Here is a 25,551-nt window from a genome sequence, read left to right as displayed (position 1 = left end):
GGACGGATGCGAAAGCGGTTGCGACGGTTTCAAACAGGGTCAGAGCGGGCAAAAAGCTGCCTCTTTCCTGCTATGTGGAGCGGTTCGTCGCCCGTCGGCGGCGAGCGTCACCGATAGTCGTCCTCGTCGAGCGAGACGATCCGGGCCTGCTCCACCAGGTCCGCCTCGTTGGCGCGGTCCGGGTCGACGCCGGTCAGCGGGTCGTCGCGGTCCGGCGCGATGTCCGCCTGCTGCTCGGCCGCGTCGACCTCGGGTGCCTCGACGTCGAACTCCTGCGCCTGCGGCGCATCCTCGACCTCGAACGTCTCCGGGTCGGTGGGGTCTACGGCCATGCTGGGCTCCCTTCCTACGAACGTCCCTGGGAATGCAGGGGCTACACGCGGGTGCCCTCTGTACGAGCCTAGGAGACACCCGATCCGGACGCTATGCGATCCGCGTCCGCGACGTGACGCAGTGCTGCGCCCGCCGACTGCTGCCCCGCGTGGCCGGGTGCCTGTTCTTCCGCGTCCTCAACTGCCCGATTCCTGTGACGGCGAACACAGGCGAACACATGAGCCACTGCGTGATCGTCTCGTAACATTGCCGCATGTCTTCGACCGAGCTGCCGTTCGTGCCGCCCGCCAATGTGCTGCCCAAGGTGGGGACCGTCCGGGTCGCGGAGGGCGAGCGGCTGAGGTCGGTCGAGCTGCCCGGCGTCACGCTCACGATGCGGTCGAGGCCTCCGGCGCGCGAGGGGCTGCCTCCCGCCCTGTTCGTGCACGGGCTCGGCGGTTCCTCGCAGAACTGGTCGGCGCTGATGGCCCTGCTGGACGACTCCGTCGACGGCGAGGCCCTCGACCTGCCCGGTTTCGGCGACTCCCCGCCACCGGACGACGGCAACTACTCCGTCACGGGGCACGCGCGCGCGGTCATCCGCTACCTCGAAGCCTCGGGGCGCGGTCCCGTGCACCTGTTCGGGAACTCGCTCGGCGGCGCCATCGCCACCCGTGTCGCCGCGGTTCGACCCGATTTGGTCCGTACGCTGACGCTTGTGTCGCCCGCTCTGCCGGAAATCCGAGTGCAGCGCACCGCCGTGCCCACGGGGCTGCTGGCGGTGCCCGGTGTAGCCCTGCTCTTCACCCGGCTCACCCGTCAGTGGACGGCGGAGCAGCGGGTCCGTGGCGTGATGGCGCTGTGTTACGGGGACCCAGGGCGGGTGACGCCGGAAGGATTCCGCAACGCCGTGCAGGAGATGGAGCGGCGGCTGCGGCTGCCGTACTTCTGGGACGCGATGGCGCGCTCCGCGCGCGGGATCGTCAACGCCTACACTCTGGGCGGCCAGCAGGGGCTGTGGCGTCAGGCGGAACGAGTCCTCGCGCCGACCCTGCTCGTCTACGGCGGCCGCGACCAGCTCGTCGGCTTCCGCATGGCCCACAAGGCGGCCCGGGCCTTCCGGGGCTCCCGGATGGTGACGTTGCCCGATGCGGGCCATGTGGCGATGATGGAGTACCCGGAGACCGTGGCCATGTCGTTTCGGGAACTGCTCGCGGACGCAGGCGAGTTGGGCGCGCAGAAAGCGGCGCGGGCCGGCCGGACGGACGCCGGGGGCGCCGCCGGCGAGGGAGCAGGAACCAACGAGAGCATCGGGGGCTGAGGCGCGACGTGGGACGCCACAGCCGCCGCGGACCGGTCGTCAGGGACGACAGCGCGGACACGACCGCAGCACGGGACGGCCGGACCGGTGCCGCACAGGGCCAGAGGCCGGCCCAGGGCCAGGCGCCGGACACCGACCGGGGAGCCAGGTCCGCGCCGCCCGGCGCACCGCAGGGTGGCGGGCCGTCGCAGGGCTCGCGCAGGGTGCCGGGGCCGAGGCCCGCGCCGCCGGACGCAACGCCGCCGCACGGCACCCCGCCGCACGGGATGCCGCGCCTGCCCGATGGCTGGCACCCCGACGGCACACCGGCCCAGGGCATGCCACGCCTGCCCGACGGCACGCCGGTACACGGAGTACCCCGCCTTGCCGAGGGTGCTCCGTCGCTCGGCGTTCCGAGGCGGGCCGACGGGAGCGCGGCGAGGGGTGTTCCCCGGTTGCCCCACGGGACTGACGCGCAAGGCGTTTCCCGGTTGCCGGACGGCACCCCCGCGCACGGCTTCCCGCAAGCCCGCGGCGGGCATCCCGAGCAGCGCGAAGCCGGGGGCGGCTGGGGTGAGTCGAGGGGTACCGGCGGAGGGACCGCCGGTGTCGGCGTACCCATACCGCGGCAGCGTCGGGCATCCGTGCCCGGGCCGCGGCAGGACTACATCGACGCCTTCGTCGACGAGGAGGACGACGTTTTCGCGCCCCGTACGCCCGCCTCCGCGCATGCCGCGGACGCCTACGCCTCCGTCACGGACTGGAGTGTCGGCAGCCCTGCCGACTCCGGGTCCGGTCATGACGACGCGGGGCCCACCGGCACGCCCGCGCCGGGCAGGGGCGGCAAGGGCCGAACCTTCACCGGCATCGCGGCCGCGGCCGTCACCACCGTGCTGGCCGTCATCGTCGCCGGGCAGGTCGCCGACGACCACGGCGCAGCCGGCGTGCAGTCGCAGTCCGCCACCGACCAGGCCCGTGACGTCCGGGACCCCGCGTCCCGAGCGGACGGCCGGGCGCCCGCTCCCCAGGCCAAGCTGCTGACGTACGACGAGAAGATGGGCAGGACGTATCCGCTCGGCCCCACTCTCAAGGGCTCCGGGAGGTTCGACGCGGTCGCCGGTATCGCCAAGGCGCCGGGTGCCGGACAGAAGTTCACCTACCGCGTGGACGTGGAGCAGGGCCTCGGGCTCGACGGCGCGCTGTTCGCCGAGGCCGTGCACAAGACGCTCAACGACCAGCGCAGCTGGGCCCACAACGGCGCGCGCACCTTCGAGCGGATCTACTCCGGCAAGCCCGACTTCGTGATCACCCTCGCCAGCCCCGGCACGACCGCCGACTGGTGTGCCAAATCGGGCCTGGACACCACCGAGGACAACGTCTCCTGCGACTCGGCGGCGACCGAGCGCGTGATGATCAACGCCTATCGGTGGGCGCAGGGCTCGGAGACCTACGGCGACAGCAAGATCCACGCCTACCGGCAGATGCTGATCAACCACGAGGTCGGCCACCGCCTCGGCCACAACCACGTCACCTGCGACAAGGACGGGGACCTGGCCCCGGTCATGCAGCAGCAGACGAAGTTCCTCGACCATGACGGCATCCACTGTCGCGCCAACCCCTGGCCCTACCCCGGGAGTTGACAGGGGCCTCAGGGGGTGTGGCGCGGCTCGCGTTGACATGCTCGGAAAGTTCGTTCATATTTCTGGGCATGTCGCCCCGTCACGTCTCCGTTCGCGCAGCCATCGAGCTGGCGCTCATCGGCGTGACCCCGCTCTGCGTGGCCGACATTCACTGTTGCTGACGCCCGCCCCCGGCGCGCGTCGCTCATCCTCCCCGTGACGTCGTCACGGTTTTTCCGACGGCTCGGCGCCGGGCAGACGTCTGTCTTCTTTCGTCTCACCCTTCGTCTTTTCGTCTCGCGATACGAGAACTCGTGATCCGGGGCCCCTTTCCGAGAGGTCGTCATTCCGATGCGCCAACCGTCCGTCACAGCGCGCCGCGTGGCCGCGGCATCCGTCAGCCTGGTTTTGGCCGCGGGTGCCGCCGCCTGCGGGCCGAAGGACAACGATGCCAAGGGCGCCGGCGGTGACTCCACGCCTCACAAGGGCGGCACGCTCACTGTGCTGAACGCCGACCCGCAGCAGGACTTCGACCCGGCCCGCCTCTACACCTCCGGCGGCGGCAACGTCCCGTCCCTGGTCTTCCGTACGCTCACCACCCGCAACCGCGAGAACGGCGCCGCCGGAGCGAAGGTCGTGCCCGACCTCGCCACCGACACCGGGCGTCCCAGCAAGAACGCGACCGTGTGGACGTACACCCTGAAGAAGGGCCTGAAGTACGAGGACGGCACCCCGATCACCTCGGCCGACATCAAGTACGGCATCGAGCGCTCCTTCGCCCCCGAGCTGTCCGGCGGCGCCCCCTACCTGCGGGACTGGCTGGTCGGCGCGGCCGACTACCAGGGCCCGTACAAGGACAAGAGGGGCCTCGACGCGATCGAGACGCCGGACGAGCGGACCATCGTCTTCCACCTGAACAAGCCCGAGGGCGAGTTCCCGTACCTGGCCACGCAGACGCAGTTCGCGCCCGTCCCGAAGAGCAAGGACACGGGCACCAAGTACGAGGAGCACCCGGTCTCCTCCGGGCCGTACAGGGTCGTGCGGAACGAGAACGACGGTGAGCGGGTGACCTTGGAGCGCAACCCGCACTGGTCCGCCGCGACCGACGCCGAACGCAAGGCCTACCCGGACAAGATCGACGTGCGGTCCGGGCTCGACTCGTCCGTGATCAATCAGCGGCTGTCCGCGTCCCAGGGCGCGGACGCCGCCGCGGTCACCACGGACACCAACCTCGGCCCGGCCGAACTGGCCAAGGTCACCGGAGACAAGGACCTTGCCTCCCGCGTCGGCACCGGGCACTTCGGCTACACCGACTACATCGCGTTCAACCCGACCGTCAAGCCGTTCGACGACCCCAAGGTGCGGCAGGCCATCTCCTACGCCATCGACCGGTCGTCCGTGGTGAACGCCGCGGGCGGGTCCGCGCTGGCCGAGCCCGCCACCACCTTCCTGCCGGCCCAGAAGTCCTTCGGCTACACGCCGTACGACCTCTTCCCGGCGGGCAAGGCCGGTGACCCGGCCAAGGCCGAGGAACTGCTGAAGCAGGCCGGTCACGCGAACGGCCTCACCGTCACGCTGACGCACTCCAACGCCAAGGACTTCGAGACCAGCCCCGAGATCGCCACCGCCGTCCAGGACGCGCTCAAGAAGGCCGGCATCACGGTCAAGCTGCAGGGGCTGGAGGACAACGACTACTCGGACAAGATCCACAACGTGAAGTCCGAGCCCGGCTTCTTCCTCGCCCACTGGGGCGCCGACTGGCCCTCGGGTGGGCCGTTCCTCGCCCCGATCTTCGACGGCCGGCAGATCGTCAAGGACGGTGCGAACTTCAACACGGGCCTGCTGAACGACAAGTCGGTCAATGCCGAGATTGACGCGATCAACAAGTTGACGGATCTTGACCAGGCCGCCAAGAGGTGGGGTGCACTGGACAAGAAGATCGGTGAGCAGGCCCTGACGGTGCCCCTGTTCCACCCCGTCTACAAGCGACTGGTCGGCAAGGACGTCAGGAACGTCGTGATCAGCGACTGGACCGGCGTGCTGGACATCTCCCAGGTCGCGGTGAAGTGACGCCGTGAGTGAGGCACTTCTCGCCACCGAGGCGGCCGGGACGGACACCATCGTCCCGGCCGCCTCCGGGGCCCGTCAGTTCTGGCGGCGGCTGCGCACGCAGCGCGCCGCCCTCGTCGCGGCCGCCCTCGTCGCGCTGCTCGTCCTGGTCGCGCTCGCCGCGCCGCTGCTCACCGCCCTGGAAGGCCAGGACCCGACCACCTACCACCCCTCCCTGGTGGACTCCGCGCGCGGCGGCGTGCCCATCGGGTCCCTCGGCGGTACGAGCGCCGACCACTGGTTCGGCGTCGAACCGCAGACCGGCCGGGACCTGTTCGCCCGGCTGGTGTACGGCGCACGCGTGTCCCTGGGCGTCGCCCTGGCCGCGACGGTCGTGCAGGTAGCCCTCGGGATCACCGTGGGCGTCGCGGCCGCACTCGGGAAGCCATGGGTTGATCAACTGCTGAGCCGGTTCACGGACGTCATCGTCGCCATGCCGCTCATGATCATGTCGCTTGCGCTGCTCGCGATCGTGCCGTCGAGCTTCCCGCGGCCCGTGCTCGTCGCACTCGTCATCGGCCTGATCAGCTGGGGCACCATCGCCCGGATCGTGCGGGCGCAGACGCTCACCCTCAAGGAACTCGACCACGTCGCCGCCGCCCGGCTCAGCGGCTGGGGCACCTGGAGCATCGCCCGCCGCGAGCTCCTGCCCGGGATCGCCGCGCCCGTCATCACATACGCCGCGCTGCTCGTCCCGATGAACATCACCGTCGAGGCCGCGCTGTCCTTCCTCGGCGTGGGTGTGAAGCCGCCGACGCCCTCCTGGGGCCAGATGCTCACCAGCGCCGACGTCTGGTACCAGGCCGCCCCGCAGTATCTGCTGCTGCCCGCGGGCGCCCTGTTCGTCACGGTGCTCGCCCTCACGGTCCTCGGCGACGGGATCCGCACCGCCCTCGACCCGCGCGCGGCCTCCCGGCTGCGCGTCGGGACGGGACGCAGGCGGGAGTCCAAGGCGGACGAGGGAGGCACGGCATGAACGGCCTCACCGGCTTCGTCCTGCGCCGCGCCGTCGGCGCCGCCGTCACCCTGTTCGCCATCTCGGTGATCGTCTACGTCGTCTTCTACGCCACCCCCGGCAACGTCGCCCAGATCACCTGCGGTCCGCGCTGCTCCCCGGAACAGGTGCACCAGGTGGCCCGGCAACTGAACCTCGACGACCCGTTGTTCGTGCGGTACGGGCATTTCCTGCAAGGCCTCGTCGCCGGGCAGGACTACTCGACGGGCACGTCCGTGCAGCACTGCTCCGCTCCCTGCCTCGGCCTGTCGTACCAGAGCGACCAGCAGGTCACGCAGCTGATCCTCGCCAAGCTCCCGGTCAGTCTGTCCCTGGTGGGCGGGGCGATGGTCATCTGGCTGATCCTCGGCGTCGGCACCGGTGTGCTCTCCGCCTGGCGGCGCGGCCGGATCTCCGAGCGGGTGCTGACCGGCATCACCCTCGCCGGCACGGCCACCCCGGTCTTCGTCATCGGCCTGGTCCTGATGATCGTCGTCTGCGGGGAGCTGCAACTGCTGCCCTTCCCTCAGTACGTGGCGCTCGGCGACGACCCCGAACAGTGGGCGTGGAACCTGGTGCTGCCCTGGTTGTCGCTCGCCCTCATCGAGGCCGCTTCGTTCGCCCGGCTGACCCGGGCCTCGATGCTGGAGACGCTGGCCGAGGACCACATCCGCACCTTCCGCGCGTACGGCGTCGGCGAACGGTCGATCGTCGGGCGGCACGCGCTGCGCGGCGCGTTCGCCCCGGTCATCGCTCTGAACGCCACCAACGTCGGGTCGGCGATCGGCGGCGCGGTGCTCACCGAGACGCTCTTCGGCCTGCCCGGCATCGGACAGGAACTCGTCCATGCCGTCAACGTCGTCGACCTGCCGGTCGTGGTCGGCATGGTCCTGGTCATCGGATTCTTCGTGGTCTTCGCCAACGCCGTCGCGGACGTCCTGTACGCGGTGGCCGACCGACGGGTGGTGCTGACATGAGCCTGGTCGACGTGACGGGCCTGCGCGTGGAGTTCGGCGCGCTGCGTGCCGTCGACGGACTCTCCTTCCGTCTGGAGGAGGGTGCCGCCCTCGCCCTGGTCGGCGAGTCCGGCTCCGGCAAGTCGACGGTGGCGTCCGCGCTGCTCGGTCTGCACCGCGGCACCGGCGCGCGGGTCGAGGGCACGGTCGAGGTGGCCGGCACCGACGTGCAGCGCGCCTCCGAAGAGGAACTGCGGAGGCTGCGCGGCGGTCGGGCCGCCATGGTGTTCCAGGATCCGCTGTCCTCCCTCGACCCGTACTACGCGATCGGCGACCAGATCGCCGAGGTGTACCGCGTGCACGCCCGCGTGTCCCGGCGGGCGGCACGCGCGCGTGCCGTGGAGGTCCTCGACCGGGTGGGCATCCCGGACGCCGCCCGGCGGTCCCGGTCGCGGCCGCACGAGTTCAGCGGCGGCATGCGCCAGCGCGCCCTGATCGCCATGGCGCTCGCGTGCGAACCCCGGCTGCTGATCGCCGACGAGCCGACGACCGCCCTCGACGTGACGGTCCAGGCCCAGGTCCTGGACCTGCTGCACACGCTGCGCGAGGAGACCGGCATGGGCCTGCTGCTCGTCACGCACGACGTCGGTGTCGCCGCCGAGAGCGTCGACGAGGTGCTGGTGATGCGGCACGGCCGGGCGGTCGAACACGGCCCGGTCGCCGGCGTGCTGGGCGCACCGACCCAGCCGTACACCCGGGAACTGCTGGCCGCCGTCCCCCGCCTGGACGCGCCCCGGAAGGCCTCGACGGCCCCCGAGGAGGTCGTCCTGGAGGCGACCGGCCTCCGGCGCGAGTTCGGGCGCGGAAAGCGGGCGGTCACGGCCGTGGACGAGGTGTCGCTGGTTCTGCGCCGCGGCGAGACCCTCGGGGTCGTCGGCGAGAGCGGCAGCGGCAAGACGACCCTCGGGCGCATGCTCGTCGGGCTGCTGGAGCCGACGGCGGGATCGCTGACCTTCGAGGGCCGTCCGCACACCGGGGTGAACCCGGCCGTGCAGATGGTCTTCCAGGACCCGGTCTCCTCCCTCAACCCCCGCCGCAGCGTGGGCGAGTCCATCGCCGACCCGCTGCGCGCACGAGGTGAGCGGCAGGAGGGGCGCATCCGGGAGCGCGTGGGCGAACTGCTGGAGCGCGTGGGGCTCGAAGCGGCGCATTACGACCGTTATCCCCATGAGTTCAGCGGCGGGCAGCGCCAGCGGGTGGGCATCGCCCGGGCGCTCGCGGCCGACCCACGGGTCATCGTCTGCGACGAGCCGGTCTCGGCCCTCGACGTCACCACCCAGGCCCACGTGGTCGACCTGCTGGGGGAGTTGCAGCGCGAACTCGGGCTCGCGCTGGTCTTCGTCGCGCACGACCTGGCCGTCGTCCGCCAGGTCAGCGACCGGGTCGCGGTGATGCGGCGCGGCAGGGTCGTCGAGGAAGGGCCCGTCGGGGAGGTGTACGAGTCGCCGCGCGACCCCTACACCAGGCAGTTGCTGGCCGCCGTCCCGGCGCTCGATCCGCAGGCCGCCGCGCGACGCAGGGCGGAACGTCGGGAGCTGGCCGTGGCGTGATGCCGTGTTCGGCGTCGGGAGTCGGCTGTGACATGACGATCCGTGTCCGCTTGATCTCCTAGCGCGACAGAACGCGACCCGCACGGGAAAGTTACGACCGTTCACCCCTTTTGGTGGTGCGACGGACAACCGTCCGTCGCACCACCGCCTTGTCCGCATACGTTCGTCCCGCTGCGAGCCGCCGGGCAACGGCGGCTCCCCATACGGGAGATCGGGGGTGCACACGTGCGCATCGGACTGCTTACGGAGGGTGGCTATCCGTATGTGAGCGGTGACGCCAGGCTCTGGTGCGACCGGCTGGTGCGCGGGCTCGCCCAGCACGAGTTCGACGTCTACGCGCTCAGCCGCAGCGAGCACCAGGAGGACGAGGGCTGGGTCCCGCTGTCACCGAACGTCCGCCGGGTGCGCACCGCGCCCCTGTGGATGGCCGAGGACGACGAGGTGGTGCTCGGGCGCCGCGCACGCCGGCGGTTCACCGAGTACTTCGGAGAACTGGCCGCCGTGCTGTGTGGGGGGCCGGGAGGAGCTGCCTCCCCTGCCGCCGGGGGCGTCCCGAGCGCTGTCGGGGGGCTCTCCGGAGGTGCGCCGACCTCCGAGGCGGACCGTTTCGCCAACGCCCTGTACGGGCTCGCCGAACTCGCCCGCGAAGAAGGCGGACTGAGGGGAGCGCTCCGGTCGGAGGCCGCCGTGCGCACCCTGGAACGCGCCTGTCGTGCGCCCGGCGCCCATCGCGCGGCACGCGAGGCGCGCGTACCGGATCTGCTCGCCGTCGCCGCGCACCTCGAACGCGCCCTGCGCCCCCTCTCCCTCGACTGGTACGAGGACGACGGGCTCGGCACGGTCGACCTCTGTCACGCCGCGTCCGGCGGTACGGCGGCCCTGCCCGGTCTGCTGGCCCGGCACTTCACCGGCGTGCCCCTGATGGTGACCGAATACGGCGTGCGCCTGCGGACGCACTACCTCAACGCCCCGGACGCCCCGCCCGCCGTGCGGTCCCTGCTGGCCGCCTTCCAGGGCCGGCTCGCCGCCGAGGCCTACGAGCGGGCCGAGGTCGTCACCGCCGGCAACACCCACACCCGCCGCTGGCAGGAGCGCTGCGGCGCCGATCGCGAGAAGCTCCGCACGGTCTACCCCGGCATGGACGCCCGGCCCTTCGACGAGGTGGGCGAGTCCCCGGACTGCGTGGACCCGTACACGCTCGTCTGGGTGGGCCACGTCGAGCCCGCCAAGGACCTGGTCTCGCTGCTGCACGCTTTCGCGGAGGTGCGCAAGCAGGAGCCGACGACGCGGCTGCGCATCGTGGGCGCCCCCGCCGGTCCCGAGGGTGCCGCCTACCTCGGTCACTGCAGGACGCTGGCCGCCCAGCTCTTCCCCGACGAGGCCGAGGGCCCGCACGCGGCCGGCGACAATCCGGTGTCCTTCGAGGAGATCGGCGGCCCTGAACTCCCGGCCGTCGCCGACGCCCACGCCTCGGGTGCCGTGACCGTACTGTCCAGCGTGGTCGAGGGCTTCCCCGTCGGCCTCGTCGAGGCCATGCTCTGCGGGCGCGCGACGGTGTCGACGGACGTCGGCGCGGTCGTGGAGGTCATCGGCGGCACGGGGCTCGTCGTACCGCCGCGCAATCCGCGGGCGCTCGCCGACGCGTGCGTGGCCCTGTTGCGCGACCCCCAGCGCCGTGCGCGCCTGGGCGCCGCCGCTCGCGCCCGTGCCCTCGAACTGTTCACGGTCGAGCAGAACATCGAGGCATTTCACGGCATTTACCTGGAGATCGTCTCGCACGCGCCCGTCCGCCGTGTCCTCCTCGACGGAGCGGGGGCGCCACTGCCGTTCGCGGTGCCCGCCGAGGCCCACGTACCCGTCCGCTGGACCGCCGCGTCGCCCCGCCTCGCCGCCGCCGCCGGCGGCGGCTGGGTGGCGGGCAAACCTGTGCGGGCGACCACTCCCGTGCCCGCCCAGGAGGGTGCGTGATGAGCGACTTGGGCGAACTGGACCGTCCGGGAAGCACCTCGCGTCGGGGCGCTGCCGACCCGGTCAAGGCGCTGATGCACCGTCACCGTGACCTCTGTGAGCGCGCGGTGGACCCCCTGGAGATCGCCGCGGGTCTGGAGGCGCACGGCATCACCGACCGGACCGCCGCCCGCTTCCGCCACCGGGACGTCTTCTCCCTCGCCGAGGAGATGTACGCGCGGGTCTCACGGGACGGGGACACACCCCTGCCCGCCCCGCCCGCCCCTCCCCGGGTGCGCGCCGACTGGGCCCTTTCGACCCTCCTGCCCGGTGCGCTGTGCGCCGCAGCCGTGACCGCCGTGCACCTCACCCATGGGCAGCCGCGCCTGCTCGCGGCCGCGGCGGGCGCCCTCGCCGTGGCCCTGGGGCTGCGCGCGGCCCTGCGTCGAGGGCCCCTGAGCAGGACCGACACGGACCGGCCCGGGCCGCGACCGGGCGCATCCTCCGGCAGAACCACCCCGTGGACCCTGTGGCTCGTCCTCTACACCCTCCTGGGCGACGGCCTGCTCCGCAACGCCCTCGCCGGAGGCCCCGACACCCTGCCCACCGGCACGCCCGACGGCCCCTGGCCCCTCACCGCCGCCCCTGTCCTGGCTCTCGCCCTGGCCTGCGCGCCCGCCGCCTGGACCGCACACCTCCTCACCGCGCGTGCCCGCCGCAAACTCGCCTCCAGCCGCGGCCTGGAGGACTTCGCCGCCGCCATGCGACCCCTCCTGCTCGGCACGTTCGCCCTGTTCCTGGGCGCCCTGGCGGCCCTGCTCGCCCTCTGCGGGGCAGTCCTCGGCGAGTCCGGTGCCTCCGCTCAGGCCCTCGCCCTGGGGGCGCTCCTGTTCCTGGCCCGCCTCCTCACCACGCACGGCTTCACCTATGCCCCCGCCGTGGTCCTCACCGCGACGGCCATGGCGGAGGCAGTCGGCCTCGCCTCTGTCTTCGCCTCCCGCCTCCCTGGTCTCGGCTTCCTGGCCACCCCGGTCGAAACCCTCGTCACCACCTGGGGCGCCGGCAGCGTCCCCACCCTCGCCTGCGGCGCGGCGGCCCTGGCCCTGCTGGTCCACACGACCCGCAAGCTCACCCGGGCCTCGGCCCACGCACCGTCGGAGCCCGCGCGGTGACCGGCGCCGACACCGGCCCCGCCGCCGCGGGCGGCATTCGCCCCGTCCCACCCCTTCCTTTCCTTCCTCCCCCTCCTTCCCGCCTTCTCTTCCGCTTCTAGGAGAACCCGCATGACCACCCACCCAGGAACCCCGGCGACACGGGGAGCCGCGCGATGAGAGTCCTGCTGATCGGAGCCAACGGCTACATCGGGCGCTTCGTCGCCGACCGCCTGCTCGCCGACCCGGCCGTGCAGCTCACCGCCCTCGGCCGCGGTGACGACGCCGACGTCCGCTTCGACCTCGCCTCGGGCAGCCCCGGCGCCCTCACCCGCTTCCTCGACGCGGTCCACCCGGGTGTCGTCGTCAACTGCGCCGGTGCCACCCGCGGCGGGGCCCGCGAGCTCACCCGCCACAACACCGTCGCCGTGGCCACCGTTTGCGAGGCCCTGCGCCGCAGCGGCTGCGGAGCCCGGTTGGTGCAGATCGGCTGCAGCGCGGAGTACGGCCCGAGCCAGCCAGGCTCCTCCACCGCCGAGGACGCGGTGCCCCGGCCCGGCGGCCCGTACGGCGTCAGCAAGCTCGCCGCCACCGAACTGGTCCTCGGCTCCGGCCTGGACGCTGTCGTCCTGCGCGTCTTCTCACCGGCCGGGCCCGGCACCCCCGCCGGCTCCCCGCTGGGCCGTCTCGCCGAGGCCATGCGCCGCGCCATGCAGTCCGGCGACGGCGAGCTGAAACTCGGCGGGCTCGGCGCCCAGCGCGACTTCGTGGACGTCCGCGACGTGGCCCGTGCCGTCCACGCCGCCTCGCTCTCCGCCGCGCAGGGCGTCATCAACATCGGCTCCGGCCGCGCCGTGCGCCTGCGCGACGCCGCCGGGGTCCTCGCCCGGGTCGCCGGATACGGCGGCGCCCTCCACGAACTCGACGGGCCTCCCGGCGCCCTGCGCTCGGCCATCGGCCACCCCCGCCCCGACCCGGACCACGCGCCCCCCGTCGCGTATCCGTACCCCGACGGCTGCGGCAGCTGGCAGCAGGCCGACGTGCGCACCGCGCGCGACCGGCTCGGCTGGCGTCCCCGGATCGGCCTGGAGGAGTCCCTCGCCGACATCTGGATGGAGGCGGCATGCCGCATCTGACCAGATCCCGGCGGAGCACCTCGGGCACGGAAGTCCGCCCCGGCGTCGGGGTGCCCGGCTACGCTCACCCCCTCCTCGCCCCCACCGAATGGGGTGAGCTGACCCGCCCCGGCACCCCGCTGCACTGGGTGGTCCTCAATGTGGCGGACGGTCCCGGCGCGCGCCCCGACCCGCACTGCCTGGCGGCGGCCGGCCGCCTGCGTAACGCCGGCATCCGCGTCCTCGGCCACCTCGACACCCGGTACGGCACCCGGAACTTCGGCGAACTGATCTCGGACGCCCACCGCTTCGTCGACTGGTACCAGGTCGACGGCTTTCTCCTGGAGCGCTGCCCCGCCGACCACGCCGGGCTGCCCGAAATCCGCCGCACGGTCGCCACGCTGCGCATGATCCGTGACGCCGCCCACATCGTCCTCGGTCACGGCATCCACCCGCACCCCGGCTATGTCGAGCTCGCCGACCAGTTGGTCACCTTCTCCGGGCCCTGGAGCGACTACCGCTGGTCGCAGGTGGCGGAATGGACCGCCGACCACACGCCCGAGCGCTTCTGCCACTTCGTCCACGGCGTGCCCCGCCCTCACCTGGCCGAGGCACTGCGCATCGCCCGGTGGCAGGGCGCCGCGACGGTCTGGATCACCGACCACACGGACGGGGGCGGTCAGACGGACCCGTGGGAGGCCATGCCCGGCTACTGGGACGAATTCGTCTCGCGTGTCGGAACAGGTGTCTCGGAATGAAAAAGCGCATGGCACTGTTACGGGGAGAACAACCGTAGTGATTGACCGACCAACGGAGTCCCCGTGTCGCTGCCACCCCTGGTCGAGCCGGCTGCCGAGCTCACCGTAGACGAGGTCCGCAGGTACTCCCGCCACCTGATCATCCCCGACGTCGGGATGGACGGGCAGAAGCGGCTGAAGAACGCCAAGGTGCTGTGTGTGGGCGCCGGCGGCCTGGGCTCGCCGGCGCTGATGTACCTGGCCGCCGCGGGCGTCGGCACCCTCGGCATCGTGGAGTTCGACGAGGTCGACGAGTCGAACCTGCAGCGCCAGATCATCCACAGCCAGGCCGACATCGGCCGGCCCAAGGCCGAGTCGGCCCGCGACAGTGTCAAGGGCATCAACCCGTACGTGAACGTGATCCTTCACGAGGAGCGGCTCGAGGCCGACAACGTGATGGACATCTTCAGTCAGTACGACCTGATCGTCGACGGTACGGACAACTTCGCGACCCGCTACCTTGTCAACGACGCCTGCGTGCTGCTGAACAAGCCGTACGTCTGGGGTTCGATCTACCGCTTCGACGGCCAGGCGTCCGTCTTCTGGTCCGAGCACGGCCCCTGCTACCGCTGCCTGTACCCGGAGCCGCCGCCCCCCGGCATGGTCCCCTCCTGCGCCGAGGGCGGCGTCCTGGGCGTACTGTGCGCGTCCATCGGCTCCATCCAGGTCAACGAGGCCATCAAGCTGCTCGCCGGCATCGGTGACCCGCTGGTCGGCCGGCTGATGATCTACGACGCCCTGGAGATGCAGTACCGCCAGGTCAAGGTCCGCAAGGACCCGAACTGCGCGGTCTGCGGCGAGAACCCGACCGTCACCGAGCTCATCGACTACGAGGCCTTCTGCGGCGTCGTGTCCGAGGAGGCCCAGGCGGCGGCCGCCGACTCCACGATCACTCCCAAGCAGCTCAAGGAGTGGATCGACGACGGCGAGAGCATCGACATCATCGACGTCCGTGAGCCGAACGAGTACGAGATCGTCTCCATCCCGGGCGCCCGGCTGATCCCGAAGAACGAGTTCCTCATGGGCACCGCCCTGGAGAGCCTCCCGCAGGACAAGAAGATCGTCCTGCATTGCAAGACGGGTGTCCGCAGTGCGGAAGTCCTCGCGGTGCTGAAGTCCGCGGGCTTCTCGGACGCGGTGCACGTCGGCGGTGGCGTGATCGGCTGGGTCAACCAGATCGAGCCGTCCAAGCCGGTGTACTGAGCCGTATCCGGCCTCCCTTCCCGAGCGGCGGGGGCCTCGGGCACCACGGGTGTCCGAGGCCCCCGCCGCCGTCATGAGCAGACCTTGCCGTCCTTCGGCACCGAACCGTCCAGCAGGTACGCGTTCACCGTGGAGTCGACGCAGTCGCTCCCGCTGCCGTACGCGCCATGTCCCTCGCCCCGCCAGGTGAGCATCACTCCGACACCCTTGCCCAGTTCGTCGGCCATCCTGCGCGCGCCCTCGTACGGGGTGGCCGGGTCGCCGGTGTTGCCGACCACCAGGACCGGCGCCGCGCCGGGGGCGCTCACTTCCGGGGTGTCGTGCTGTCCGGGCACCGGCCAGTCGTGGCACCAGCCGGCCGTGTCCCAGCCGAGGAACGTCCCGAACACCGGGGAGATCTTCTCGAACCGGGGCAGCAGCCGCTTCGTCTCGGCCACCGTCGGCCGCTGCCGGTCGTCCAGGCACGATATGACCCGCTGGGAGTGGGTGGTCGTGCCGTAGCGCCCCGAGGGGGCACGCTCGTTGTAGCGGTCGGCGAGGGTCAGCAACTCCGAGCCGTCGCCCTGTTCGGCCGCGTCGAGGGCGCCGGTCAGCGTCGGCCAGCTGTCCTTGCTGTACAGCGGCAGGATGATGCCGGTCACCGCGAGGGCCTGGGTCAGCTTCCGCCCCGGCAGGCCCGCCGGGAGGGGGCGGGCGTCGATCCGCTGCAACAGGGCCGCGATCTTCCGCGAGCCCTCCTGAGGGTCCTGGCCGGTGGACTCGAGGTAACTGTCCAGTGCCCGCTGGAAGCCCTTCGCCTGGTTCTGGGCGTGGCCCACGGTGTCCGCCCCGGGGTCGACGACCGCGTCCAGCGTCATGCGTCCCACCTTCTTCGGGAACAGGTGCGCGTAGGTGCCGCCCAGTTCGGTGCCGTAGGAGATACCGAAGTAGTTCATCCTCTTGTCGCCGAGGACTTCACGGATGCGGTCCATGTCACGGGCCGAGTCGGCCGTCGAGACGTGGGCCAGGAGCTTGCCGGCGTCCCTTTGGCAGCCCTTGCCGAAGTCGGTGGCGTCCTTCAGGAACGCCTTCTCCTCGGCCGGGGTGTCCGGGGTGAGGTCCACCGACTCGGCGGCCTGGATCTCCTTGTCGCCCCTGCAGCGGATCCCCTCGCTCGCACCCACCCCGCGGGGGTCCCAGCTCACCAGGTCGTACCGCTCGCGCAGTGAGGAGACGGTCGGGGCGTACGACGGCATCATGGACACGCCCGAGGCACCCGGGCCGCCGAAGTTGAACAGCAGCGACCCGACGCGGTTACCGCCGCGCGCCTTGGCGCGGATCAGCCCCAGACCGATCGTCTCGCCGTCCGGCTTCGACCAGTCCAGCGGCACCTTCAGCGTCGCGCACTGCCAGTCGCTGCTCGGCGCGGGGCCGTCGGCACCGGCCTTGCAACGTCCCCAGGACAGCCCGCTCCTGTCGTCGTCGGACGGACCGCCGCTGCAGCCCGCGGCCAGCAGGGCCGATGCGGCCGCCAGAGCGGTCCACCGAACGAAGCGCGTCATTGCCCATCCCCCCTCGCAGGCCGTCCGCTTCGTGCCGCGGATGGCGGTCCGGCCATGGTAGGCACATCCCGCGTCGACCGTCTCAGCCTGTGGATAACCCTTTGACCTGCGAGTTTGGTCGAAGGCTTGGGGGTGTCAGGTGCAGACGGTCCCCGCCGGCGGCACCTTTCCGTCCAGCAGATAGCCGTTCACCGCGCCCTGCACACACGGGTTCTTGCTGTCGTAGGCGCCGTGACCCTGCCCCCGGTAGGTCAGCTCGACGCCGACGCCCTTGCCCAGCGCGTCCACCATCGCCCTCGCGCCCTCGTACGGCGTGGCCGGGTCGCCGGTGTTGCCGACGACCAGGATGGGCGCCGAGCTCGGAGCGCTGACGTCCGGGTGGTCGGCGGCGCCCGCCACGGCCCAGTCGGTGCAGCTGAGCATGGCCCAGGCCCAGGATGCGCCGAACAGCGGGGACGCCGCTCGGAACTCGGGCAGTTTCCTCTCCACGTAGGGGGTGTCGTAGCGCGGTTTGGTGTCTGCACAGCTGATGGCGATGTTGGCAGCGGTCGAGTTGTCGTACTCGCCGTTCTCACTGCGTCCGTTCAGCGAGTCGGACAACAGCATCAAGATGCTCCCGTCGCCGTCGTAGGCCTGCTTCAGGCCCTCGGTGAGGGTCTCCCACAAGTCCTTCGAGTACAGCGCTTGCACGATGCCGCTCGTGGCCCCGCTCTGGGTCAGTTCGCGCGGGAAGACCCCTTGGATCGGCTTGCGTTCGAGGTCTTTCAACAGCGTGGCGATGCGATCCGTCACGTTCTGCGCGCTGTCGCCGATGGGGCACTCCTCCGTCTTCGACACACAGTCCTCGGCAAAGTTCTCGAGCGCGAGCTGGAAGCCCTTGACCTGCGCCAGCGAGCTCTGTTCGGGGTTCAGGGTGGGGTCCACGACGGCGTCGAACACGACGCGGCCGACTCGCTCGGGGAACAGGTGGGCGTAGACGCCGCCCAGTTCAGTGCCATAGGAGAAGCCGAAGTAGTGCAGCTTGTCGTCGCCGAGAACCTGGCGCATCAGGTCCAGGTCGCGGGCCGCGTCGGTGGTGCGCACATGGGGCAGGACCTTCGCGGAGTTCCGCTCGCAGGCGTCGTTGAACTCCTTGGTGTCGTCCACGAGCTGATTGCGTTCGGCGGCGTCGTCGGGCGTGCTGTCCTGCTGGAAGTACGCGTCGAGCTGCTGGTCGTTCTCGCAGAGGACGGGGTCGCTGCGGCCGACTCCGCGTGGGTCGAAGCTGACCAGGTCGTAGCGGGTGCGCAGGGTCTCGAAGCCGTCCGCGAAGCCGGGCAGGGTGGTGACGCCCGAGGCGCCGGGGCCGCCGAAGTTGAAGACGAGCGAGCCGATGCGTTCGCTGTCGTCGCCGGTGGTCCTGGCCCGGATCAGCTCGAGTCCGATCGTGTCGCCCTTGGGGTCGCCCCAGTCGAGCGGGGCCTTCATGGTGGCGCACTGCCACTCGCCGCCGTCCGGCAGCGGAGAGGGCGGGGGGCCACCGCCCTGGGCCTCGTCCGGGGCAGGGCAGGCCTTCCAGCTCAATGCCTGCCGCGTCACGTCCTCGTCCCTGGCGTCGTCGCCGCAGCCCGCCATCACGGTGGCCAGCAGCGCTGCGGAGGCGGTCAGGGCGGCGGCGCGCAGCCGGAGGAGGGTTGGCATGGTTCCATCCTGCGGCGGCCCCGGACGGGGCGCGCGGGACGCGTGCCGTACGAGGTAGCAGGGTCCGGTGAGGCGAAAGAGCCTGCTCGCCGGGCCGACGGGGGCTGACGGACCCGCGCCCGGCCCGGTCGGGTCAGAGGGCCTGTTTGCGGGAGAGGTGGTTGAAGGCCAGCCAGCCCGGCAGGACGGGCAGCCACAGCGTCAGGAGGCGGAACAGCAGGACCGCCGGTGCCGCGACCTCCTTCGGGAGCCCGACGGCGATCAGACCGACCGTCAAGGTCGCCTCGACCGCGCCCACACCGCCCGGCGTCGGCGCCGCGGACCCGAGGGCGTTGCCCGCGAGGAAGACGACGGCGACGCTGGCGATGCTGATCGAGGTGGAGTCGTCGCCGAACGCGCGGATCGACGCGTCCAGGCACATCACGAAGCAGGCCGTCAGCAGCAGCATGCCGCCGATGCCCGTGACCAGCTTCTGCGGCCGCTGAAGCACGTCCAGCATGCGCGGCACGACACCCGCGAACAGCGACCGCACGCGCGTGGAGACGAACTTCCTCAGGAACGGCACCGAGGTCACCACGAGCACGAGCACCGCCACCGTCAGCAGGCCGGCGATGACCGTCCGGGACGGCGACAGCGACGGCGTCTTCTCCGTGCCGGTCAGATAGCCGAAGGACAGCAGCATCAGGATGTGGCAGCCGAGCCCGAACAGCTGCGACGCGCCGACACTCGCCACCGCGAGCCCCGGCCGCACTCCCGCGCGCTGCAGGAAGCGCGTGTTCAGCGCGACACCGCCGACGGCCGCCGGGGCGACGATCTTCACGAACGACCCGGCGACCTGCGCTGCCACCGTCCGCACGAACGGCACCCGCTCGGGTACGAATCCCAGCAGGGCCATCGCCGCGGCGACGTAACTGCACATCGAGAACAGCACGGCCGCGGCGACCCACCCCCACTCGGCGTTCGCGATGAGCGGCCCGAACTCGATGTGCGTGAGCTGCGTCAGCAGGAAGTACGCGCCGATCGCCCCGGCGATGAAGCTGATCAGCGTGCGCGGACGCACCCGCTCCAGCCGCGCCGGTTCGACGGGTGCCTGCGGCCTGATCCGCAGCACGGCGTGCCGGATCTGCGTGAGCAGGTCCTCCTCGCGTGCCTCCTCCACGGCTTCGTCGATCGCCCGCTTCTCGGCGCGCTGCTCGGCCCGTACGGCCTTCTTGTCGGGTTTCTCCAGGACGGGCCCGGACTCGTCCGCGTTCTCCTCCAGGCGAGCCTGCTTGGCCAGCCGGGAGGCCTCCAGCACCGCGTCACGCTCGCGCTGTGCCCGCTCCCGGGCCAGTTTGCGCAGCGTCGCGCGCGTGGAACGGCTGAGCGCGATGGGCTGGAGCATCGGCAGACAGTCCGCCACCGCGTCGGGACCGAGCACGCCCACCGCGGAGGCCACCGCCCGCTCGGCGCCCACCCGGAGGCCGAGCGTCACCAGCAGCTGGGAGGTGTCCATGCGCAGCAGCAGATCACCGGCCGCGATCTCGCCGACGCGCAGGTCGGTGAGGATCACCGTGCGGGAACGATCCACCAGGATCGCGTCCCCCACCAGCCTGCGATGCGCGATACGCCGCGACTGCAGCGCCTTCACCTGGTGCCAGGTGTCGCGCAGCAGGTCGTCGGTGATCTCCTCGTCCGGCAGCGAGTCGAGGGTGCGTGCGCCGCTGTGCTCGTAGACGAGCATCACCGCGTCGGGGCCGAGCTCGGAGGTGGCGATCAGCTTGGGTGCGTTGGCGCCGGCCGCGATGGCCGCGTACGCCAGCAGCGCCTCCTGCTCCAGAGCCTGCCGCAGCGACTGGAGACTGCTGCGGGTGGCGAAGCCGCGCAGGGTGAGGTTGCGCCACGCGCGGTAGAAGAAGCCCTGGGCCTGCTGCTCGCGGTCGACCACCGTCACGTCCAGGGGCGGGCCGTCCTCAAGGGTGACGAAGTAACGCCGCCCCCGGTCCCCGGTGTCCGGGTTGTCCGAGGTGTCCTCGCGTGACGCGCTGACCGGGCGGAAGCCGACGGTCCGCAGGCCGGCCATCAGTGTCTGTCCCGTGGGCCGGACGTTGGGCGAGCCGACCGCGTACAGCGTGCCGTAGGCCACGGTCCAGCCGATCAGCACGGTCAGGATGATCGAGAACGGGGTCGTGTACCCGGTGACGAGCATCGAGAAGGCGTCGAGGAGCAGCACGACCCACAGCACCGCGCGCCATCTCGGTCTGCGGGACATGCCGACGGCCGTCATGTAGGCGATGACCGGGGCGAGGTATCCGTGCACGGGGTCGGTCAGCGCGTGGGTGTCGCCGGGGGAGGGCTGGGTGAGCGCCTCCTGGATGGAGTCGGGGGCGGCCCGGGCGACCCACAGGTCCGTGGCGAGGGTCACGCCGTGTGCGAGGACCGCCGCGAGGACGCCGTCGGCGATGCGGAGCCCGTCCCGTTTGATCAGCCGCTCGATGGCGAAGGCGACCGGTACCAGCAGGATGGCGATGCTGGAGGCCAGCCCCGCGATCTTGATGAGCAGGTCGGGTGCCTGCCCGGTGCCCTTGTTGATGTCCTGTTCGAGGCCCGAGGTGGTGCCGTGTGCGAACGCGGCGATCCCGATCAGGACCGCGACGGCGAGCACACCCACCAGCAGACGCATCAGGTCGGACGGGCGGTGCACGCGCGCGGGGAGCAGTGGTTCGTCGCCCTCCACCTCGTCGATGTGCGCGAACTCGGGCTCCTCGGCGGCCGCGCGCGTCTTCCTCGCGGCCCCCTTCGGACTGTCGTCCGGAGTGCCCGGGCGCGACGAAGCGTCAGAGATGCCCTCTGTGTCCTCGGGGTGCGCACCCTGCTGCTTCATCGTCTCTTCTTGGTCTCGTATCACCGGTCACCGCCCGCACGATGGTGGCATGCCGCACCGGCACACGGGGCAATCAGGGTGCACATGCGGGGGCGGACAGTCTGCCCGATGCGCCCCTGCCCGGTGCGGGAAACGCTCCGGAGCGCGCCCGGCCGGTTGTCGGTGGGGTGGGGCAGGATGGGGCGGATGAGTGAGCAGAGGAGCCCTGAGGGGGGCCGGTACGAGGACGATCTCGCGCAGGCGCTGCCCGAGTACGCCGAGCGGGTCCTCGACGTCGCCGAACTGATCCCGGCGGGTCGTGTCATGACCTACGGGGACGTCGCCGAGTGGCTGGAGCAGGGCGGCCCCCGCCAGGTCGGCCGTGTGATGGCGCTCTACGGCGGAGCCGCTCCCTGGTGGCGGGTCGTCCGTGCGGACGGCGTCCTGCTGCCCGGGCACGAGCAGCGGGCCCTCGGCCACTACCGGGCGGAGGGCACGCCCCTGAAGGAGGCGAGCCGCGCCGCCGAGGGCCACCTGCCGCGCATCGACATGAGACGCGCGCGGTGGGACGGCGGTGATCGCGCGGAGGGTCACACCTGACAGCTTCCGCCATCGGACGGCCGCCCGTGTGACCCGTGATCCGTACGGGGGAATCGGGGCACACCGGGGGCATGACGTACGTTCGTGAGGCGAGGGGCATGAGCGCCACGAGTGCCGCGCGTGGTCGGTGGGAAGAAGGGGAAGCCCTGCTTCCGCCTGACCCGTCGGCGTAGCGTCGGCTGCACGCGCCCCCGTCACCCCGCGGTCACCGCCCGCCACGCGCGGTGGCCCGCCACCCAGCACTTCCACCAGAACCGGCGAACCACGTGAGCTCCTCTTTCTCCACCAGCGGCCTGTCGCACCCCCGGGTGCGGCGGGGGAGCCGTGGCGCTTACCGACTGGTACGTACCCCCCCTGCCCGCATGGACCCCCCTCTTTTGGACGCCGCGCAGCGCTCCGTGGTTGACCACACGGCCGGCCCGCTGCTCGTCCTCGCAGGCCCGGGCACCGGCAAGACCACCACCCTGGTCGAGTCGGTGGCCGAGCGCGTCGCCCGGGGCGGGGACCCCGAGCGCGTCCTGGTGCTCACGTTCAGCCGCCGGGCGGCCGTCGAACTGCGCGACCGCATGGCCCTGCGGACCGGCGCCGCCCGCGCCCCCCGGGCGACCACGTTCCACTCGTTCTGCTACGCCCTGGTCCGCGCTCACCAGGACAGCGACCTGTTCGTGGAGCCGTTGCGCCTGCTGTCCGGCCCCGAGCAGGACGTCTCGGTGCGGGAGCTGCTCGCGGGCCAGGTCGATCTCGAACGGCTCGGGCTCGCGCACGTGCGCTGGCCGGACGAGCTGCGCGCCTGCCTGACCACCCGCGGTTTCGCCGACGAGGTCCGCGCGGTCCTCGCCCGCAGCCGTGAGCTGGGCCTCGGCCCCGACGCCCTGGACGCCTTCGCCCGCCGCACGGGACGGCCCGACTGGCGTGCCGCCGCCGCCTTCCTCGCCGAGTACCTCGACGTGCTCGACCTGCAGGGCGTGATCGACTACGCGGAACTCGTCCACCGCGCGGTGCTCCTCGCCCGCCGCCCCGAGGTCGCCGCGTGGCTCGCCGCCCGGTACGACGCCGTCTACGTCGACGAGTACCAGGACACGGATCCCGCTCAGGTGCGGCTGCTGGACGCCCTGGCCGGCGGGGGCCGCACGCTCCTGGCCTTCGGTGACCCCGACCAGTCGATCTACGCGTTCCGCGGCGCCGACGTGAACGGCATTTTGGACTTCCCGCACGCCTTCCCGCGCGCGGACGGGCGCCCGGCCCCCGTCTCGGTGCTGCGTACGTCCCGCCGTTCCGGTGCCGGCCTGCTGGCCGCCACGCGCCTGCTCACCCAGCGCATGCCCCTGACCCGCCTGCCCGCCGAGAAGGTCCGCGCCCATCGCGAACTCGCCCCGGTGCGGGACGGCGGCCGCGTCGAGGTGTACACGTACCCGACGTCCGGGACGGAGCTGGACAACATCGCCGACATCCTCCGCAGGGCGCACCTGGAGGACGGCGTTCCCTGGAGCGACATGGCCGTCCTGGTGCGCGCCGGTTCCCGCACCGTCCCGACGCTCCGCCGCGCCCTCTCGGCGGCGGGTGTCCCCGTGGACGTCGACGGTGACGATCTGCCCCTGCGGCAGGAACCGGCGGTGGCACCACTGCTGACGGCGCTGCGGGCGGTGGCCATGGCGGAGGCGGAACCCGCCGAGGAGCCCCAGGCGGACGATGTGTATCCCGAGCCGGCAGAGGCCGGGCGGGAGGTGTCTGCCGAGCATCGGGCCGCCGGTGCGTCTCCCGAGTCTGCGGAGGCCGGGCGGGAGGTGTCTGCCGAGCCTGTGGAACGCGAGCAGGAGCTCTCCTCCGAGGTCGCCCCTCCCGCGCATCGGGGCACCTGCTGGCTCGACACCGAAACCGCTCTCACCCTCCTTACCTCCCCCCTCGCGAGCATGGACGCCGCCGACCTGCGCCGCCTCGGCCGCGCCCTGCGCGACGAGGAGCGCGCCGCCGGCAACCCGCTGCCGCCGCCCTCCGACGTGTTGCTCGCACAGGCGCTCGCCGAGCCGGAGCGACTCGCCGTGCACGACCCCACGTACGCGCGTGGCGCCCAGCGCCTCGGCGCGCTGCTGCGCAAGGCCCGCGAGCGCCTGGCCGGCGGTGGTACGGCCGAGGAGGCGCTGTGGGACTTGTGGGAGGGCACACCATGGCCCGCACGGCTGGAACGGGCCGCTCGCCGGGGCGGCGCCGCCGGACGCAACGCCGACCGCGACCTGGACGCCGTGTGCGCCCTGTTCGCCACCGCGGCCCGCGCCGAGGAGCGCACCGGCGGCCGGGGCACTCTGAACTTCCTGGCGGAGATCGACGCCGAGGACATCGCCGCCGACACCCTCACGCGGCGTGCCGTACGCCCCGACGCCGTCCGCCTCATGACCGCGCACCGCTCCAAGGGCCTCCAGTGGCGCCTGGTGGTCGTCGCGGGCGTCCAGGAGGGCCTGTGGCCCGACCTGCGCCGCCGCGGCTCCCTCCTGGAGGCCGACCGCATCGGGCGCGACGGACTCGCCGAACCCCTCACCCCCGGCGCGCTGCTCGCCGAGGAGCGCCGCCTGTTCTACGTGGCCGCCACGCGCGCGCGTGAACGCCTCGTCGTCACCGCGGTCAAGGCCCCCGCCGACGACGGCGATCAGCCCTCCCGCTTCCTGACCGAACTCGGCGTCGAACCCAAGGACGTCACCGGCCGGCCCCGGCGGCCGCTGTCCGTCGCCGCGCTCGTCGCCGAACTGCGCGCCACCACGGTCGACCCGCGGGTCTCCGACGCGCTCCGGGAGGCCGCCGCCCGCCGCCTTGCCCGGCTCGCCGCCCTCGCCGACGAGGACGGACGCCCCCTGGTGCCGTCCGCGCACCCCTACCGCTGGTGGGGCATGTTCGAACCGACCGAGTCCAAGGTGCCGCTGCGCGACCGCGACCAGCCCGTGGTGCTCTCCGGCAGCGCGCTCGACCAACTGGCCAACACCTGCGCCCTCCAGTGGTTCCTCGGCCGCGAGGTGAAGGCGGACGCCCCCGCGACGGCCGCCCAGGGCTTCGGCAACGTGGTGCACGTCCTCGCCGACGAGGTCGCCTCCGGGCACACCCCGGCCGACCTCGGCGTCCTCATGGAACGCCTCGACTCCGTGTGGAACGCGCTGGCCTTCGACGCGCCGTGGAAGTCGGCCCAGGAGAAGGACAACGCGCGCGTGGCGCTCGAACGGTTCCTGCAGTGGCACGTCATGAACCGCACCGGCCGCACCCCCGTGGCCAGTGAGCACGACTTCGACGTCACCCTCGAAGCGGGCGACTACCAGGTGCGCATCCGCGGCCAGATGGACCGGGTCGAGGCGGACGGCGACGGCCGCGCCTACGTGGTCGACTTCAAGACCGGCAAGCAGGCGCCCAGTTCCAAGGAGGTGGAGCGCCACCCGCAGCTCGCCGTCTACCAGCTGGCCGTCCGCGAGGGTGCCGTCGACGAGACCTTCGACGGCGTACGTCCCGAACCGGGCGGCGCCGAACTCGTCCACCTCCGGCAGGGGGCGGCCAAGCGCGACGGCGGCGAGAGCCTGCCCAAGGTGCAGGCCCAGGAGCCGCTGGAGGGGGAGTGGGTCGGCGACCTGCTCGCCACCGCCGCCGGCAAGGTCCTCGACGAACGCTTCACGCCGACCGCCGGGCAGCACTGCACACACTGCGCTTTCCGGGCCTCGTGCAGCGCGCGCCAGGAGGGGCGTCACGTCGTCGAGTGAGGTATCCCACCACCGGTGCTGAGCTGCGCTTCTTCCTCCCCCTG

The 25,551-nt window shown here is 72.1% G+C and carries 18 protein-coding genes; 14 read left to right on the top strand and 4 right to left on the bottom strand.

The annotated features are described in order from the left end of the window. Positions 1–107: 107 nt before the first annotated feature. Positions 108–332, bottom strand: coding sequence for a hypothetical protein (locus tag FDO69_RS00150; protein WP_104777521.1), 225 nt, complete (start codon positions 330–332; stop codon positions 108–110). Positions 333–586: 254 nt separating this feature from the next. Here FDO69_RS00150 and FDO69_RS00145 point away from each other — a divergent pair, with 254 nt between their 5' ends. The 12 genes from FDO69_RS00145 to moeZ all read left to right on the top strand — a co-directional run bounded on the left by FDO69_RS00145 (position 587) and on the right by moeZ (position 15,113). Next, positions 587–1,633, top strand: coding sequence for an alpha/beta fold hydrolase (locus FDO69_RS00145; protein WP_104777520.1), 1,047 nt, complete (start codon positions 587–589; stop codon positions 1,631–1,633). Positions 1,634–1,641: 8 nt separating this feature from the next. Continuing rightward, positions 1,642–3,252 (top strand): DUF3152 domain-containing protein, encoded by a 1,611-nt coding sequence (locus FDO69_RS00140; RefSeq protein ID WP_104777519.1) that lies wholly within the window; start codon positions 1,642–1,644, stop codon positions 3,250–3,252. A 68-nt stretch (positions 3,253–3,320) separates the two neighbouring features. Then, positions 3,321–3,413 carry an Ms4533A family Cys-rich leader peptide gene (locus tag FDO69_RS42840; protein WP_311774658.1) on the top strand — a complete coding sequence of 31 codons (93 nt, stop codon included), beginning with the start codon at positions 3,321–3,323 and terminating at the stop codon, positions 3,411–3,413. 169 nt (positions 3,414–3,582) lie between these two features. Next, positions 3,583–5,301: an ABC transporter substrate-binding protein gene (locus tag FDO69_RS00135; RefSeq protein WP_104777518.1), complete on the top strand. Its 1,719-nt coding sequence runs from the start codon at positions 3,583–3,585 to the stop codon at positions 5,299–5,301. A 4-nt stretch (positions 5,302–5,305) separates the two neighbouring features. Further along, the gene (locus FDO69_RS00130; RefSeq protein ID WP_104777517.1) at positions 5,306–6,316 is read left to right on the top strand and encodes an ABC transporter permease; all 1,011 of its coding nucleotides are present in this window, start codon (positions 5,306–5,308) and stop codon (positions 6,314–6,316) included. Then, the gene (locus tag FDO69_RS00125) at positions 6,313–7,311 is read left to right on the top strand and encodes an ABC transporter permease (RefSeq protein WP_104777516.1); all 999 of its coding nucleotides are present in this window, start codon (positions 6,313–6,315) and stop codon (positions 7,309–7,311) included. The genes FDO69_RS00130 and FDO69_RS00125 overlap by 4 nt, the downstream gene beginning before the upstream one ends. Next, entirely contained in the window at positions 7,308–8,900 is a 1,593-nt protein-coding gene (locus FDO69_RS00120) for a dipeptide ABC transporter ATP-binding protein (RefSeq protein WP_104777515.1), read from the top strand. The genes FDO69_RS00125 and FDO69_RS00120 overlap by 4 nt, the downstream gene beginning before the upstream one ends. Positions 8,901–9,125: 225 nt before the next feature. Further along, positions 9,126–10,868, top strand: a complete 1,743-nt coding sequence (locus FDO69_RS00115; protein WP_104777514.1) for a DUF3492 domain-containing protein — start codon at positions 9,126–9,128, stop codon at positions 10,866–10,868. Then, positions 10,868–12,019 carry a hypothetical protein gene (locus FDO69_RS00110; RefSeq protein WP_234387791.1) on the top strand — a complete coding sequence of 384 codons (1,152 nt, stop codon included), beginning with the start codon at positions 10,868–10,870 and terminating at the stop codon, positions 12,017–12,019. Before FDO69_RS00115 ends, FDO69_RS00110 begins: the two co-directional genes overlap by 1 nt. Positions 12,020–12,174: 155 nt before the next feature. Beyond that, positions 12,175–13,134, top strand: coding sequence for an NAD-dependent epimerase/dehydratase family protein (locus tag FDO69_RS00105; RefSeq protein ID WP_104777513.1), 960 nt, complete (start codon positions 12,175–12,177; stop codon positions 13,132–13,134). Then, the gene (locus FDO69_RS00100; RefSeq protein ID WP_104777512.1) at positions 13,122–13,871 is read left to right on the top strand and encodes a spherulation-specific family 4 protein; all 750 of its coding nucleotides are present in this window, start codon (positions 13,122–13,124) and stop codon (positions 13,869–13,871) included. Before FDO69_RS00105 ends, FDO69_RS00100 begins: the two co-directional genes overlap by 13 nt. Positions 13,872–13,934: 63 nt before the next feature. Further along, the gene (gene moeZ, locus FDO69_RS00095; protein ID WP_104777511.1) at positions 13,935–15,113 is read left to right on the top strand and encodes an adenylyltransferase/sulfurtransferase MoeZ; all 1,179 of its coding nucleotides are present in this window, start codon (positions 13,935–13,937) and stop codon (positions 15,111–15,113) included. Positions 15,114–15,184: 71 nt separating this feature from the next. Here the strand turns inward: moeZ and FDO69_RS00090 are convergent, their stop codons facing one another. The 3 genes from FDO69_RS00090 to FDO69_RS00080 form a co-directional block, all read right to left on the bottom strand. Further along, on the bottom strand, positions 15,185–16,654 hold the full coding sequence (locus FDO69_RS00090) for an alpha/beta hydrolase (protein ID WP_104777510.1): 1,470 nt from the start codon (positions 16,652–16,654) through the stop codon (positions 15,185–15,187). A 135-nt stretch (positions 16,655–16,789) separates the two neighbouring features. Beyond that, on the bottom strand, positions 16,790–18,334 hold the full coding sequence (locus FDO69_RS00085) for an alpha/beta hydrolase (RefSeq protein WP_104777509.1): 1,545 nt from the start codon (positions 18,332–18,334) through the stop codon (positions 16,790–16,792). Positions 18,335–18,467: 133 nt separating this feature from the next. After that, the gene (locus FDO69_RS00080; protein WP_104777508.1) at positions 18,468–21,197 is read right to left on the bottom strand and encodes a lysylphosphatidylglycerol synthase domain-containing protein; all 2,730 of its coding nucleotides are present in this window, start codon (positions 21,195–21,197) and stop codon (positions 18,468–18,470) included. 186 nt (positions 21,198–21,383) lie between these two features. Between FDO69_RS00080 and FDO69_RS00075 the strand changes: the two genes are divergently transcribed. Further along, a complete protein-coding gene (locus FDO69_RS00075; RefSeq protein WP_234387790.1) occupies positions 21,384–21,776 on the top strand; it encodes an MGMT family protein in 393 nt (130 codons plus the stop codon). Between the two features lie 362 nt (positions 21,777–22,138). Further along, entirely contained in the window at positions 22,139–25,507 is a 3,369-nt protein-coding gene (locus tag FDO69_RS00070) for an ATP-dependent helicase (protein ID WP_420878469.1), read from the top strand. The last annotated feature ends 44 nt before the right edge of the window (positions 25,508–25,551 follow it).

The organism is Streptomyces tibetensis (genome assembly GCF_007655005.1).
GTDB classification, from domain to species: Bacteria; Actinomycetota; Actinomycetes; order Streptomycetales; family Streptomycetaceae; genus Streptomyces; species Streptomyces tibetensis.
Note: the sequence above shows the minus strand (reverse complement) of the source record. Positions and strands in the feature narration are given on the sequence as shown.

Excerpts from the sequence above, each read along its gene's own strand:
- FDO69_RS00150 (WP_104777521.1), bottom strand. The coding sequence starts at position 332 with ATGGCCGTAGACCCCACCGACCCGGAGACGTTCGAGGTCGAGGATGCG.
- FDO69_RS00145 (WP_104777520.1), top strand. The coding sequence starts at position 587 with ATGTCTTCGACCGAGCTGCCGTTCGTGCCGCCCGCCAATGTGCTGCCC.
- FDO69_RS42840 (WP_311774658.1), top strand. The coding sequence starts at position 3,321 with ATGTCGCCCCGTCACGTCTCCGTTCGCGCAGCCATCGAGCTGGCGCTC.
- FDO69_RS00135 (WP_104777518.1), top strand. The coding sequence starts at position 3,583 with ATGCGCCAACCGTCCGTCACAGCGCGCCGCGTGGCCGCGGCATCCGTC.
- FDO69_RS00125 (WP_104777516.1), top strand. The coding sequence starts at position 6,313 with ATGAACGGCCTCACCGGCTTCGTCCTGCGCCGCGCCGTCGGCGCCGCC.
- FDO69_RS00120 (WP_104777515.1), top strand. The coding sequence starts at position 7,308 with ATGAGCCTGGTCGACGTGACGGGCCTGCGCGTGGAGTTCGGCGCGCTG.
- FDO69_RS00110 (WP_234387791.1), top strand. The coding sequence starts at position 10,868 with ATGAGCGACTTGGGCGAACTGGACCGTCCGGGAAGCACCTCGCGTCGG.
- FDO69_RS00105 (WP_104777513.1), top strand. The coding sequence starts at position 12,175 with ATGAGAGTCCTGCTGATCGGAGCCAACGGCTACATCGGGCGCTTCGTC.
- FDO69_RS00100 (WP_104777512.1), top strand. The coding sequence starts at position 13,122 with ATGCCGCATCTGACCAGATCCCGGCGGAGCACCTCGGGCACGGAAGTC.
- FDO69_RS00090 (WP_104777510.1), bottom strand. The coding sequence starts at position 16,654 with ATGACGCGCTTCGTTCGGTGGACCGCTCTGGCGGCCGCATCGGCCCTG.
- FDO69_RS00085 (WP_104777509.1), bottom strand. The coding sequence starts at position 18,334 with ATGCCAACCCTCCTCCGGCTGCGCGCCGCCGCCCTGACCGCCTCCGCA.
- FDO69_RS00080 (WP_104777508.1), bottom strand. The coding sequence starts at position 21,197 with ATGAAGCAGCAGGGTGCGCACCCCGAGGACACAGAGGGCATCTCTGAC.
- FDO69_RS00075 (WP_234387790.1), top strand. The coding sequence starts at position 21,384 with ATGAGTGAGCAGAGGAGCCCTGAGGGGGGCCGGTACGAGGACGATCTC.
- FDO69_RS00070 (WP_420878469.1), top strand. The coding sequence starts at position 22,139 with ATGGACCCCCCTCTTTTGGACGCCGCGCAGCGCTCCGTGGTTGACCAC.